The sequence below is a fragment of the Adlercreutzia sp. ZJ138 genome, from assembly GCF_011038935.1.
GTDB lineage: Bacteria > Actinomycetota > Coriobacteriia > Coriobacteriales > Eggerthellaceae > ZJ141.
Genome location: NZ_JAAKEA010000010.1, coordinates 40,547 through 54,990, shown reverse-complemented (window position 1 = coordinate 54,990; position 14,444 = coordinate 40,547). Strand labels below are relative to the sequence as shown.

The following is a 14,444-nucleotide window of genomic DNA, read 5'->3' as shown; positions in this document are numbered from 1 at the left end:
TTCGCTAGTTTTCTTCCAATTCGGCACGGAGCTCGTCGAGCACGTCCGCATCGAACAGGAAAAACCCCTTGCTGATTTTGAGGATGCCGCGATAGAAGCGGGTCTTCTGCAGCAGAGTCGCGCGTTCAACCAACAAATCGAACCACGACAGCACATGCGCCTGCAGGAAGTCCTGCGAGATCTTCACATTCTCAAGCGCCGTTGCACGATCACCCTCGCGCAACGCGGTAACCGTACGGTTTGACATGATGACCAAAAACTCAAACATAAACGACAAGTGATCGTCGGGGTAGTCGTAGCCCTCGGCACGCCCAACGCCATTCTGCTTGAACAGCTGATACACCTCGTGATACGACTCCTGGAACATGAAGCCTTCTTCGCTGGTGAAGCACGATTCGTAGGGCGTGGCATACATACCCTTCCACGAAGCTGCACCACCGAATGACGTAGTGAAATCGACTGCTAGCTCTTGACGCGTGCCGGTGTTGCGCTTGCGCAAATATCGGGTGATATCATTCAATCCGTCAGCGAACTGCTCGTTTACGTCGGCATACACGGATAAGTCCATGGCGGCAATGTTTTCTATCTGCTCCTGTGTGAGCGGCCTGAAATAAATGGAGGCGAGCAGATCGTAGAACGCCGCACGCCCTTCCAGCGCCTCGATCATCTGGGCAGTTGTCTCGTCTTGCGCGAAATCAACCTGATCCTCGGCGACGGGGGTTTTCTGCTTTTCTTCGATGTTTGCTTCGTCTGCCATACGGTCACCTCTCAGCATCAGTACGCATTATCCTCAACATATGCGAAAACTCCCCTGGCAAGCCAACGTGGAGGGATGCTCGCCAGGGAAGCCCTCGCGCCTCGGTATCCGAAGCCTCAAACGAAGCTTCGAATACCGAGGATATCAGGCGGCGCGCCCGTGCGCATGCGCCCTGCAACGCCGCCTTTCTGCCGTTTTCCGGCTCGCTACTTCTCGTAGCGCGTGGTGGTGATGTCGTCAAGACCTTCCTGCCACTTAGCGTAGGACAGAATGTACACCGTGGAGGGCTCCAAACCATTCTCGTCGGGCAGATGATAGCAGTTCTCTTCACCAGCCGCAGCAATGGCCTTCGAAGCGGAGCTCTCGGGATCGTCCAGGTCGCCGAAGTAACGGGCGCCCGTGCAGCAGTTGTGCACACAAGCCGGCTCCCAGCCATCAGCGTCGTTGCGACGCTGGAAGCACAGGGTGCACTTCTCCACAACGTTGGTGTTCGGGTTCAGCGTACGCACATTGTACGGGCAGCCGCTGATGCAGGTTTCGCAGCCGATGCACTCGTCGGCGTTTACCAACACCACACCGGTTTCCTCATCGCGGTAGCTCGCACCAGTGGGGCACACCTCAATACAGCCCGGGTTGACACACTGCTGGCACTGCATAGGGCGCCAGTACATTTCGATATCCGGGAAGGTGCCGGTCGGACCGATGGCCGGAACGCGGTTGTAGTACACGCCCAGGTCAACGGAGTTCTCATGCTTGCAAGCGGCGATGCAGCCGTCGCAGCCGCTGCAGCGATCCAGATCGATAACAAGGCAATTTTTCATTAGAACACATCCTCAGTCTGAGCTTCAGCGAGCATTTCCTCAGTCGGCAGGAACGGTGCGAACTCCTCGGGCTCGATCCAGATGTTGGCCGGGCGCTCGGACTTCTCGATATTCACCGTGAAGCCGCGGTTCGTGTAGGAACCGTACACCTCGTTGAACGGGGCGTCATTCTTGGTGAGCACGTTGACGTTGCACTCACGCCAACCACCGGTGATCTCGGACTGCGAGGCGTCGTAGCACTCGGGATTCCAGAAGCGCTCCATCCACACCGTGTTGGGATGCACGCCCTCGGTGAGGTACGCGCGCGCATGCGTTTCGGAGCGGCGGCTGGTAACCTTAACCCAGTCCATGTGCTCGATACCCAGCTCCTTGGCGGTTGCCGGATTGATGCGAATCTCGGCACAGGGGAACAGCTCACGGCTGAACGCAGCGTGACGCATCGTGCCATGATGGAAGTACGGCACGCGACCCGAGGTGAGCACGTAGGGGTACTCGGTGTCGCCGATTGGGCTTTCTGCGGGTTCGATGGGCACACAGATGGGGCTGTAGTCGGCACAGGCTTCCTGCGGCTTCGGGTAGCAGAACGGATAGCCGGTACGGGCCGTCTTCAGCAGGATCTGGCAGTACGTCTCAATCTTGCGGGACTCAGTACCGAAACCAGCCGGCAGACCGTCATCACAGATGACCAGATGGTTGTCGTAGCTGAAGTAATCCGGCGTGACGAGCGGCGTATACTGCTCGGTGTTGGTGGACAGGTCTTCCCAGTCCTTGGCACCGAACTGCTCGACGAGCGCATCCTTGATGGCACCCTCGGTCGGTGTGGCAAGCAGACCCGGCTTCAAGCCGTTCGGGATTTCGCCACCCCACTTCTCAGCACACGCAGCCACAACCTGAGCGGCCGGAATGGAGTGCGACACGGTTTCGCCGATGTGCACGCATTCGTTCTGCAGCCACTGGGTGTCAAGCTGCGTCATGTTCACCATGGGCTCTTCCAGCCACTCACGCAGCGGGAACACCAGGTCGGCAGCCTCAATGTGGAACGAGGTGAGCATCGGGTACTGACCAATGACGAAGTCGACCTCAGGGAACACCTTGTACCACGACTCGGCGTTGCCCAACACGGCCAGCTTGTTGCCGGACATGTCGAACCACACACGCGGCTTGAACGGCTCGCCGGTCTCGATAGCATCGCGCACCGTGGGAATGTGGCTGTGGCACCACGCGTACAGACCCTTGTGGTCCTTCATACCCAGACGGTCGATGAGCAGCTGGTTTGCCAGCTCTTGCTGCGACACATCAGCCTTGCCATAGGGGGTTTCCTCACCCTTGGCCCACGCCTCGTTCTCGGCGTCGGAAGCGCCAACCACAGCACCGATACCGTACATGGCAGAGAACATGCCGTCGAAGCCGTTGTTGAAGGTGACGGGACGGGTGGGAGCAGCGTCGCCGCCGTTGGCACCAAACACGCCAGCCTTCTTCTTCGTCATGGTGACACCCGGCTTGTTGATGCGGCCCATGATAGAGTCGAGACCCATGCAGCCCAGCGGCACCTGAGAAGCCGACTCGGTCATGTCGGAAGCAACACCATTGACGATGCCGCCCCAGTTGTCACAGTAGATATTGATGGCTTCCTCAATCTTGTCAGCCTGCAGCCAGCAATCCTCGGCAGTTGCCTCGAGCGTCCAGGGGTCAGCCGTCTCCTTGTAGATCTGACCAGCGGTCTTGTAGGCCTTGCCATTGAAGTCGCCAGCCCAGAAGATCTCGGGGTCAACCTTGGAGTCCTCGGGCAGGCTGTACTCGAAGGGCTGCACCGAGTTGGTCTTCAGGTCGTAGCACACGTACACCGGCGTGTTCGCAGGCATCTCAGCCGGCGGCTCATAGCCCTCGATGACGTCGGTGGCCTTTACGGGCAGCTTGTAGTTCTCGCTCGTCTCGTCCATGTCGATGAGGAACGGCAGGTTCGTCCAGTACTTGGTGAACTCAGCGTCGTACTTCTCGTTTTCGAAGATGTAGCGGAACCAGCACAGCAACAACTTGGTGTCGGTGCCGGGACGAACGGGCAGCCACACATCGGCCTTCACAGCGTCGGGGCTAAAGTTCGGGTCAACAACGACAGTCTTAACGCCCTTGGCCTTCAGTTCAGCCATGCCACGACCAGATTCTGCGGTCTCAGAGACGGACGGCTGAGCACCCCAGATGACAACCATTTCGGTCTTGTTGTCGTCGCCCGTGCGGAAGATCTCCTGGACGGCGTTGTCAGCCACGGACTGGTCGTCGCCGCCGTAGAAGAGCTTCGACATGGACCAACGGGGCAGGTAGCACTGCGCGCAGCCCGGCTCGAACACGGTGGGGGAACCGAACGCCATGGGAAGCGTCATGGCTTCCATGAACGAATAAGCACCGCCGCCGCCTACGCTAGCGAAGAACGCATAGTTGCCATACTTGTCAATAGCGTCAACGATCTGCTGGGAAGCCAAGTCGATAGCCTCATCCCAGGAGATCTGCTCCCAGTCGTTGGTGCCGCGCTCGACATGCTTCATCGGGTGCAGGATACGACGAGGGCTGTACATGGTGTGCAGCTGGTTTAAGCCCTTGATGCACAGCGAACCACGGGAAACCGGGGCACGCTTGTCGCCCTCGAGCTTGACCACCACGCCATCCTTCAGATATGCGACAACAGGGCACATCTGAATGCAGCCGTGGCAAGAGGTGTACATCTTGGTCAGACCCTCTTTGCTGTCACTCGCAGAAGACGTGGTGCCACCGGTGGAGCCACCATCGTCCTTCATGCAGCCAGACATCGAAGCGCCGATAGCCGCGGCAGCACCTGCGAGTGCAGACGCTTTCACGAAACTACGACGTGTCAACGTTGCTTCTGACATCTTTCTTCCTTTCCTCCTACTTTTACCTACTCGTCCGCCTTCATTTCCTCGAGAAACTCGACCCCCTCTTCCGTAAGGGTCCAGCCCTCTTTCCAAACTAGAGCGCCAGCGCGCTCAAGCTTGTCAACAAATACGCTCGGCTGCATGGTTTCCACATGGCCGTCAATGACGGTCTGTAGCGCCGGGCGACCAGCCAGCAACTTTTGAATATCTGCATATGTGCGCGGCTGGGCGTGCACGAATTCGAGCACATCAACGTACGTTTCCGTGCGCTCAGGGTTAAGCTGAAGCATCTGCACAAGACGCGCCTTTGGGCTGTATTCCTCTACGAAAGCACGACCTATCTCGGTGGTCTTGTAGTGAAAGCTTGAAACCAGATCGTCTTCCTCGTCCTCGGTCAGACCCACCTTCTGCTCCGGTGTAACTACGTTGCCGTCGACGTCCTTCTCGATAAGTTCGAGACCATACGCACCCACCAGCTTCGTGATGAGGTAGTACTGGTTGGTGGTACAGCTTGCGAATTCGGGATAGGTGGCCATTTCCTGCTCGATCACGTTTAAAGGACGCTCTTCGAGACAGAACACGAGCGTTTTATACAGCAGCTCGCGATCGAGTGGTTGACGAGTGACGGTGTAGCCCAACTTGTCGAGCTTTTGATCAAACGTGAGCTCAGGTTGCGGCTGCGCCTCCTGCTCGGCGATTTCCGCCATATCGTTCGCAGCTGGGTCAGCGAAGCCGTTGTCTTCTTCTGTCTGATGTTGGGATTGCATCATCGGAACCGATCGCATTTGCTCTTCCGGCATATGGTTCCTCCCCCTTCTTCAATTCTGGAATGGCGCGCAGGCTCGCAGCCGCCTGAGTGCGGCTCGAGCGCGCTCTTATTGCTCGTTTGTAGCTGTTTTGTTGTGCGCATCTTATGAAGAAAACATGGTGCGCACCATCCGCAGCGTGGATGAAATTCACGATTTTTTGAACTTTTTTCCTCATGCAAAATGGATGAGGTGTTGCATTATGCCTGGTAACAAGAATGCTCATTCAAGAATGATGATGGATGAGTTGGATGAGACTTCTCCATAACCCAGTTCATCTACCGCCCTTGTTCACGTTAGCTCACGTTGTGAACTACTACCAAGCGCAGTCATATCAATCTGCAAAAAAGAGGGCGACCGCGTTCTATGCGGTTCGCCCCAACGCGCGATCACGCAAGCGATCGCAAGCTTGTTCGCGCCACCTGTCAGTCGGCAACAGCCTCCGCGTACTTCAGAGCCGCATAACGATGTAGATCCGCCTTCAAGCTGTCATAAGCGTCAAGCAGCGTAGTGCCATCATCAGTAAGCACGCTGCCGCGCGCACCATCGCGAATGATAAGCGGCATACCAAGCGCTTCTTCGGTTTCGCCCATAATACGCCAGGCCTTGCTGTACGCCATACGCATGCTCTTCGCGGCAGCATTCAGCGACCCAAGGTCGCGCACGCCCCGACAAAGTTCAGCCACACCTGGACCGAACATAACCTTGTCGCCATCTTCTCCGATAGAAACGATGGACAGCTTGATTTGGGGTTCAAGGGTTGCCAACTTGTTCATGCGGAATCCTCGCCTATCCTTCGCGCTTCGACCGTGTTATCTTACCATGCCTGCCGCAACCTCACGCGCCCAGGCATCGATTTCCAACAGCTGGTCGATACTCTCCACACGCTGCACGCCACCGCCGCCTCCCGCTTCGTGAGCATCCATGACAGCTTCCACACATTTGGCAATTCCAAGATAGCTTCCCTGCTGCGACAAAAAGGCTGCCACCGCAACCTCGTTCGCCGCATTCAGAACACACGGCAGCGTGCCGCCGCGCTCGCCCGCCGCACGTGCCAGCGCCAAACAGCGAAATGTGTTGGTGTCAGCAGGCGCAAAGTCAAGATGCCCAAGCTTCGTGAAGTCAACGGGTGTAACTGGTGCGTCCCACCGATCGGGATAACTCAGCGCAAACTGGATAGGAATGCGCATGTCGGTAGTACCCAAATGAGCCTTCACGCTGCCGTCGGTGTACTCCACCATGGAATGAATGGCGCTTTGTGGTTGCACCACCACCGAAATGCGCTCGTAGGGCATGTTGAACAGATGATGCGCTTCGATAACTTCAAGCCCTTTGTTCATAAGCGTCGATGAGTCGATAGATATTTTCGCACCCATGATCCACGTGGGATGCGCAAGCGCTTGAGCAGGCGTGATTTCGCGAAGATCGGCTTTTGTTCGTCCTCGAAACGGACCACCGGAAGCTGTTACCCACAACCGCGACACCTCGCGCGCGTTTTCGCCGAGCAAGCACTGGTAGATAGCGCCATGTTCTGAGTCGATGGGCATGAGCGCCCCCGCTGGCCCTGCGGCAGGAGATACTCCCGCAGCGCGACGAGCGGCGTCTACCCGTGCTGCTAACGGCATGATGAGATCGCCTCCCACCACCAAAGATTCCTTATTGGCCAAGGCCAATACCTTGCCTGCTCGCAGCGTTTCATAACTCGCCTTCAGGCCCGCCGCACCCACAAGCGCGTTCACCACAACGTCAACCTCAGGCAACCTCACCAGATCAACCACAGCATCGGCCCCAAAACCAAGCGACCCATGCGAGATGGTGGCAAGTGCATCTACGAGCGATGATGTGCCCGTCGTCGGCGACGGACACGTTTGTTGCTGCAAGTCTGCAGCAATGGCGGAATCGCGCAGGCTAACGTCACCCATCGCCAAATGCCGCACGTTGAATTCACGCGCTTGCGCAAGCAGATCGACCGCACGCGTACCAGCGGCCAAAGCGACAACTTGCAGCTTGTCGGAATGTTGACGAACCACATCGAGCGTCTGCACACCAATGGATCCGGTTGATCCTAAAACAGCGATGCGCCTCATAGCTTCGTCCTTTCAATTCATGGCGCAGAAACGCGAGACCCAATCTGACAACTTTGGAGGCAGTTTTGGGTCAAGTCCTGCGCTTTTTTCTTTTAGAGGTTAGAAAACGTTGGGAATACACCCTCCCAAAACGAGCAAAACGGCAGCAACCGTAGACACTAAAAACAGCGAGTCGGTGCGATCGAGCAGACCGCCATGCCCGGGCATAATGGTGCCAGAGTCTTTGAATCCGGCATTGCGCTTAATGCGGCTTTCAGCGAAGTCGCCCAGCACGCCCGCGCACCCACACGCCAGGCCAAAGCAAAGCGCTTGAGGAATACTGATAACGACACCAGGAATAAACGTAAAGAGACACCATGCAGCCATCGAGCCAATAAGCCCGGCAACAAACCCTTCCCAGCTCTTCTTCGGGCTGATACGCGGGGCCATCTTGTGCTTGCCGATCTTGCGGCCAACGAGGTAAGCTGAAGAGTCATTCGCCCATACGGTAGCAAACACACACAGCGCCAGCACGCCACCCCAAAAGCCCGGAATGGACATGCGAATCACCATAAAGCCGCACAGCAGCAGCCCACAATACGCCGAGCCGAAAAAGCTCACGCTAACGTCGGCGATACGTGCCCGCGAATAGAACACATACCACACCAGGAGCGCGATCATTTCGCCTATGGCAACAATCGCAATTCCGTTATGCCCACAGAAAAACACGCCGATCGGATACAGCACCGCACTTGCGATGCCTAGAATCTCGTTTGGAAGCTTCGCATCCTTGCGCAACATGTAGAAAAATTCACCAGCGCACACGCCAGCCGTAACCGCCAGCAAGATAAGTGTCGTGTATTCGCTCGCCAGCAAACACACCACCGACAACACCACGTAGATGAAGCCCGTGCGGAACCGCACCTGCAAATCCGAAGCGTTCTTGAATCGATCGGGCGTCTTGCCGTACGCATAGCTTTTGATCTTTGCCGCTGTGTTGCGATCATCCCCCTTTGTCTTCATGCTACTTCACCGCCCCGAATCGCCGATCTCTTTGTTGATACTCGAGTAGCGCCCGCAACAACTCGTAGCGATCGAAGTCGGGCCAGAGCACATCGGTACACACGAATTCGGAGTACGCGATCTGCCACAACAAAAAGTTCGACACTCGCATCTCGCCCGATGTCCGAATAAGCAACTCGGGGTCGGGAATACCTGCAGTGTAGAGCCCGCGCTCAAACAGTTCTTCGGTGATGGCAGGCATCTTACCTGTTTCCGCAAACTCGCGCGCTATATCACGCGCACATGCTTGCACGGCATGTAGTACCTCTTGACGCGCGCCGTAATTCACCGCAACCACCAGTGTCATGCCATCGTTGCTTTTTGTTTTTTCCCAAGCATCGTCAAACGCCTCGCGCGTTTCGGCAGGCAGCATAGACATATCACCGATAGTCATCACGCGCACATGCTCTTCATGCAAGCCATCGACTTCGGCGAGCATGGTTTTGGCGAACAAGTCCATAAGACCCACGACCTCTTCTTCAGGTCGCTTCCAGTTCTCTGTCGAGAACGAGTAGATGGTGAGATAGCGAACCCCCAAATCGGATGCACACCGAATGGTTTCGCGCACCGCTTCGATGCCGGCCTTATGTCCACGCAAGCGATTCAGCGCACGCTTCTTCGCCCACCGGCCATTGCCGTCCATGATGACAGCAACATGCTGTGGGATGGCGCTTATGTCAAGTGCCTTTGGATTAAGCCCGACCGGGGGATTCGGGAATATGTAATCAAGCGGTTTGTTCACAGCGTCATCACCACCTCAAGGCGATAGAAGGAAACAACGTCAGCGAGTCCTAGACGTCCACAGCGAGAACTCATTCCCTCCAGATCGTTAGCTAGACACCAACCATTCACAACGTTGAATGATTATCTGCTCCCAGGTCGTTCGTAACGTCAGCGAGAAGCGTTTCAGGTGCTCCAGATTGCCGTGAAAGTGCGAGGAAGTGTACCAAAGGTACACGACGAGCGCTTGGAGCGGCAAGATGGAGTGCCCGAACGCTTCGTAGCGTCGATCTGTTCCGTTGATCGTAGATCAACGGAACAGATTGCTTCGTAGCGTCGAGTTGTTTCGGCGGTTGTAAACCGCCGAAACTCTAGATCTCCATGACCTCGGCTTCCTTTTTCTTGAAAGCCTCTTCAATTTCGGCGACATACTTGTCGGTGAGCTTCTGAACGTCGGCTTGCGCGCGCTTCATATCGTCTTCGGGAAGACCCTCGTCCTTCATGAGCTTTTCGATGCGGGAATTGGCATCGCGGCGCATGTTACGAACGGCTACACGCGCATCCTCAGCGTATCCCTTGCACTGCTTCACCAGATCACGACGACGCTCTTCGGTCAGCGTTGGGAACGGCAGTCGAATGACCGAACCATCATTTGAGGGCGTTACACCCAAGTCGCTCGCCAAGATAGCCTGTTCGATAGCTTTCAGCACGCTCTTATCCCACGGTTCGATGACCAGCATATGCGCGTCGGGAGTTTTGATACCCGCCATCTGGTTCACTGGCGTGGGTACGCCGTAGTAGTCAACTCGGATACGATCGAGCACCATGGCGTTCGCACGACCAGTGCGTACTGCCGAGAAATTGCCGTTTAGCGACGAGAGGGTTTTCTGCATGTGCTCTTCGGCATCCATCATAATTTCGTCAACCATAGCCGTTCCTTTCGTTCCGCTTGCGACGAGACGGTCGTCCGCTCCGGCGTCGCATGCGAAACCGACCGCGAACCGCGCGTTTCTTACAAGGTTCTTACGCGCTTGACGCCTATTCTACCGTTGTTCCGATGCTTTCACCCTTGAGGGCGCGAGAAATGTTGCCGGCAACGGTGAGATCGAACACAATCATAGGAATGTTGTTGTCCATACACAGCGATGTAGCCGTAGCATCCATAACATGCAGACCGCGGTTGAGTACGTCCATGTAACTGATGCGATCGAATTTCTTCGCATCGGGATTGCTCTTCGGATCGGAATCGTAGACGCCGTCGACTTTCGTCGCCTTCATCAGACAATCGACATCGAGCTCACACGCGCGCAGTGCCGCCGTGGTGTCGGTAGTGAAATAGGGGTTACCAGTACCCGCCGCCAAAATGACCACGCGCCCCTTTTCCATATGGCGCAGCGCACGACGACGGATGTAAGGTTCCGACACCTCTTGCATGTTGATGGCACTCTGAACGCGGGAATAGATACCTCGACGCTCGAATGCGTCTTGTAACGCGAGCGCATTCATAACGGTTGCAAGCATGCCGATGTAGTCAGCCTGCGCGCGGTCCATACCCTCGGCCGATCCCGCAAGACCGCGGAAGATGTTTCCGCCGCCCACCACGATGGCCAGCTGCACACCGCCGTTCACGACTTCCCCAATCTGATCAACCAGGTCATCGACGACTTTCGGGTCGATTCCGTAGCCGAGGTCACCCGCCAGGGCCTCGCCAGACAACTTCAGCAGCACGCGCTTGTATTGGTAGTCTTCAGACATGGGCATCTTCTCCCGTCTTCCGGTTGGTATAACTGTTGCATAAACGTTCACATAGTACCCGAAAACAAACGCCCGCGTACACAACGCAGGCGTTTCCAGCTATTCAACGCAAACGGAAAAATGAGATAGAGCACACAAAAGAACGCAGAAGCATGAGACGGCGTAAGATAAAGCAAGGCAAAACCGAACAAGACAACGTGCGGCACCTACATCAGGTTGCGTACAACACCGAACACGAGCAGTACCACCACCATGGCGATGACAAGCACATTCGCCCATGTAGGCAGACGCATCGACCCCTCACACACGTAGCCTCGCACAAGAACTGCGGCCAGCACCGCACCAGCTGGCAGCAAACACAGAATGGCGGCGTTATGATGAAACGCCGCCTCGAAATCGAGTCGAAGCAGATCGAGGCACATGCGGCTGACCCCACACCCTGGGCAGAGCAACCCCGTCAGCTCATGAAAAACACATGGCACCCCGATGCCAGTTACCGCAAAGAACACTGCGTATACAAGCCCCACCACAAGGGCGATACCCGCAGCTTTTGCCAGGCGGCGGGCCCGCGTGCACCGATCGGATAGATCGGACGAAGCAAGGTTCGCAGGCGAAGCAACCGCTGCGACAGCTATCTCGCGTGGTGCACACGGGCGCACGGAGCCACAGGTGCTCGGTGCGCCCTGTGACGGCATGCTCAGTTCGCGCTGATTTTCCATTCGGTACTACGCGAGCGGAGCTAAGTTGTTCAGCTCGTTTTGGATCAGACAGTCGTTCACGATACCGAAGCCGAACAGCGCCAACACCAGATACAGGATGGCGCTGCTGTTGTCGGCCGCACCCGTTTGACGACGGCGGATTTCCGCAACTTTCTCGCCAGCCTTGTAATACCAGTAAATGCCGTAGATGCCACACGTAAGAATGGAGAACAGGATAACCATGCCACCCGAGGTGTCCTGCGGATGACCACTTGCCGTATTCAACTCATTCACCAGGCAATATATCCAGTATATGCCGTAGATGCCACATGTAATGATAGACAGCAGGATGCACACGGCAATGTTGCGGTTGACTGGCGGATACGGCCCCGTGGGTACCGCATAAGCCACAGACGGAATCGCAGTTGGCGGAACCTGATAGCCCGGCTGCCCATACGCTGCATATGGCTGCTGGTAACCGGCGGCGTCGTAAGGCTGTTGGTAACCCGGCTGTTCATAGGGTTGCTGATAACCCGAAGGTACTGCGTCTTGACCCGGCTGCGACATCATAGGCTGAACCACAGGCATAGGCTGACCCACTGATGGCTCATTAGTTTGCGCACCTGATAAAGATGCGCCGCATCCTACACAGTACATAGCTTCTTGAGTGTTCTCACGTCCGCAATGGGGGCACAGCATGGCCAATCTCCTATCATGTCTTCGCCTTCAGCTCGGTTATTCTTCTTGACGCCACATTCTTTTGAAAAGCAACACAGCCTTCCCGAACCGAAAGCAATGATAGCGCACACCCCGGTCACAACCGCGCCGAAACGCACCCGTTACGAATCTGATACAAAAGGAAGGTTGTGTAATTCCGTCGACCCAAGAGCCACGGGACAAGTCCCTTCAATACAGTGATATCTCTGTTTAGCTTAATGACATTGGGCTGGCCCACCGTGCGCGCCGTCATACGAACGAACGTCGTTCAGGTAGTCAAGGAAGCGCTTCGTTGCCAGCGACAAGGTTTGCTTCTGCCGCTTCACCAGACATATATTGCGAAACACCGGGTTTTCCAGCGGACGAATTACGATGTCGTACGGCATTCGGCGCAGCACTAAATCGGGCTGAATGCCCACACACAAACCGCTTTCCACCATACTCATCATCGACAGGTCGTCCCACGTGGTAACCAGCGTGTTTGGTGTGAAGCCCGCCTCATCGAACGCTTTCTTGTACAGCGCTTGATCACCCTTCTCAGTGAGCGCGAACAGTTCGTCACGCAGCTCATTAATGGGCACACGGGAACGCGAGGTCAGACGATGCCCGCGCGGCAGCAGCACCTTAAGCTCGTCTTCCTGGAGAAACTCAGACGTTAAACCCGGCCGCGTCGACTCGCGGGATATGGCGCATTCCACGCGACCTTGTTCCACCTTGTCTTCGAGTTCTTCATAGTCGCCCACCACAAACTCGAATCGTACGCGTGGATACTCTTCCTGAAAACGCTTGATAACCTGGGGAAACCAATGCGTTGCGATGCTGGACATGGTACCAATGCGCACCAAGCCCGTATGTAGGCCATTCAAATCGTCAACTTGCATCTGCAGCTTGCGATGCTCTTCACATACACTCAGCACATACGGAAGTAGTTCCTCGCCATCGGAGGTGAGGCGAACACCCGACCGATCGCGTTCGAGCAACGTCACCTTCCATTCGCTTTCAAGGTCGCTAATCATACGACTTATGCCCGACTGCGAATACGACAGTATTTCGGCTGCCTTCGTGAAGCTGCCGTAGCGTACGGTTTCTGCAAACGCGAGATACTTTTGGATGTTGGTATCCATGGACTATTCCCCTCCCCCGCACACATCGCTCGCGGCGCGTGCCGCCAGGCCGCCTGCCGCCGCTTCGTTTGCCGCCGCGTCGACCCCAAACCGGTCGCAGTTGCGGTACGGCAGGTACTCTAAAAACTTTCGAGTAGCCACCGATGCCGCATCGAGGCTTTTCAGAATGACGCCCACGTCGCGGCTGCGCGCATGCGCAAGTGGCCGCATGACAATACGGAAAGCCTTTCGCCGCGTGCACATCTCGGGCATAATACTCACACCCAGCCCGCGCTCGACCATGGCCAATGCGGCGTCGTCGATCCAGCCGGCAGCAATGGTGTTGGGCGTAAGCCCCCACCGCTCGATCGCCTTTGACACCACGTCGTTCTCTTCCTTGTCACCGAATCGCTCAGGCAAGATGAACGGGTATTCGAGCAATTCTTCGGGTGGCACCTCATCGAGTTCAGCGAGCGGGTGCCCTTCCGGCAGCACCGCCACCCACCCTTCGCTTTCCAGCGGTATCTCGTGAAAGCGACCCGACGCAGGCAGGCGCAAAAACGCGCAGTCGAGGGTTCCCTCGCGCACCTTCGTTTCGAGCTCGCCGTAGTCACCCTGCACGACCTCGTAGCGAATGCCCGGGTAGTCGGCGCGAAATGCCCCTATGATGTTGGGAAGCCACACAGTTGACAACACCGACGTGGCCCCAATGCGAATGAGGCCCGTGTCGATGCCGCGCACCTGATCGATATGCATGCACAGATCGTCGTACATCCGGCACATCTTCTGCATAGGACCGAGCAGCTCTTCGCCGTCGGAAGTAAGACGCACGCCCGCGCGATCGCGATCGAGCAGTACCACGCCGCATTCGCGCTCGAGCTCACCGACCATGCGACTGATACCCGATTGCGAGTACGACAGCAGTTCGGCCGCCTTCGTGAAGCTGCCGTAACGCGCCGTCTCCACGAACGCCCTGCATTTCTGCACGCTCACTTCCATGCCGCGATTCCCTGCCTTTCAACGCGTTTCTTACACCCTGCGGGCTACGCGTTTA

14 protein-coding genes are annotated in these 14,444 nt (G+C 56.5%); all 14 read right to left on the bottom strand.

Features of this window, described 5'->3' with window-relative positions:
* Positions 1-4: 4 nt before the first annotated feature.
* Positions 5-757: a molecular chaperone gene (locus tag G7Y43_RS05925; protein WP_165045044.1), complete on the bottom strand. Its 753-nt coding sequence runs from the start codon at positions 755-757 to the stop codon at positions 5-7.
* Between the two features lie 206 nt (positions 758-963).
* Positions 964-1,578 (bottom strand): 4Fe-4S dicluster domain-containing protein, encoded by a 615-nt coding sequence (locus G7Y43_RS05920; protein WP_165045042.1) that lies wholly within the window; start codon positions 1,576-1,578, stop codon positions 964-966.
* On the bottom strand, positions 1,578-4,460 hold the full coding sequence (locus G7Y43_RS05915; RefSeq protein ID WP_165045040.1) for a molybdopterin-dependent oxidoreductase: 2,883 nt from the start codon (positions 4,458-4,460) through the stop codon (positions 1,578-1,580). The genes G7Y43_RS05920 and G7Y43_RS05915 overlap by 1 nt, the downstream gene beginning before the upstream one ends.
* A gap of 26 nt (positions 4,461-4,486) precedes the next feature.
* Positions 4,487-5,263: a hypothetical protein gene (locus tag G7Y43_RS05910; protein WP_165045038.1), complete on the bottom strand. Its 777-nt coding sequence runs from the start codon at positions 5,261-5,263 to the stop codon at positions 4,487-4,489.
* A gap of 431 nt (positions 5,264-5,694) precedes the next feature.
* The gene (locus tag G7Y43_RS05905) at positions 5,695-6,045 is read right to left on the bottom strand and encodes a winged helix-turn-helix domain-containing protein (RefSeq protein ID WP_165045036.1); all 351 of its coding nucleotides are present in this window, start codon (positions 6,043-6,045) and stop codon (positions 5,695-5,697) included.
* Positions 6,046-6,081: 36 nt separating this feature from the next.
* The gene (gene dxr / locus G7Y43_RS05900) at positions 6,082-7,356 is read right to left on the bottom strand and encodes a 1-deoxy-D-xylulose-5-phosphate reductoisomerase (RefSeq protein WP_165045034.1); all 1,275 of its coding nucleotides are present in this window, start codon (positions 7,354-7,356) and stop codon (positions 6,082-6,084) included.
* Positions 7,357-7,455: 99 nt separating this feature from the next.
* Positions 7,456-8,358 (bottom strand): phosphatidate cytidylyltransferase, encoded by a 903-nt coding sequence (locus tag G7Y43_RS05895; protein ID WP_165045032.1) that lies wholly within the window; start codon positions 8,356-8,358, stop codon positions 7,456-7,458.
* Position 8,359: 1 nt separating this feature from the next.
* Positions 8,360-9,139, bottom strand: coding sequence for an isoprenyl transferase (locus G7Y43_RS05890; protein ID WP_165045030.1), 780 nt, complete (start codon positions 9,137-9,139; stop codon positions 8,360-8,362).
* 349 nt (positions 9,140-9,488) lie between these two features.
* On the bottom strand, positions 9,489-10,046 hold the full coding sequence (frr, locus tag G7Y43_RS05885) for a ribosome recycling factor (protein ID WP_165045028.1): 558 nt from the start codon (positions 10,044-10,046) through the stop codon (positions 9,489-9,491).
* A 109-nt stretch (positions 10,047-10,155) separates the two neighbouring features.
* A complete protein-coding gene (gene pyrH, locus G7Y43_RS05880; protein WP_165045026.1) occupies positions 10,156-10,872 on the bottom strand; it encodes a UMP kinase in 717 nt (238 codons plus the stop codon).
* 206 nt (positions 10,873-11,078) lie between these two features.
* Entirely contained in the window at positions 11,079-11,591 is a 513-nt protein-coding gene (locus G7Y43_RS05875; protein ID WP_206215095.1) for a DUF2752 domain-containing protein, read from the bottom strand.
* A 6-nt stretch (positions 11,592-11,597) separates the two neighbouring features.
* Positions 11,598-12,269 (bottom strand): DUF4234 domain-containing protein, encoded by a 672-nt coding sequence (locus G7Y43_RS05870; RefSeq protein WP_165045025.1) that lies wholly within the window; start codon positions 12,267-12,269, stop codon positions 11,598-11,600.
* A 233-nt stretch (positions 12,270-12,502) separates the two neighbouring features.
* Complete coding sequence (locus G7Y43_RS05865; protein ID WP_165045024.1) at positions 12,503-13,411, bottom strand: LysR family transcriptional regulator; 909 nt, start codon at positions 13,409-13,411, stop codon at positions 12,503-12,505.
* Positions 13,412-13,414: 3 nt separating this feature from the next.
* On the bottom strand, positions 13,415-14,389 hold the full coding sequence (locus tag G7Y43_RS05860) for a LysR family transcriptional regulator (RefSeq protein WP_165045023.1): 975 nt from the start codon (positions 14,387-14,389) through the stop codon (positions 13,415-13,417).
* Positions 14,390-14,444 lie beyond the last annotated feature (55 nt).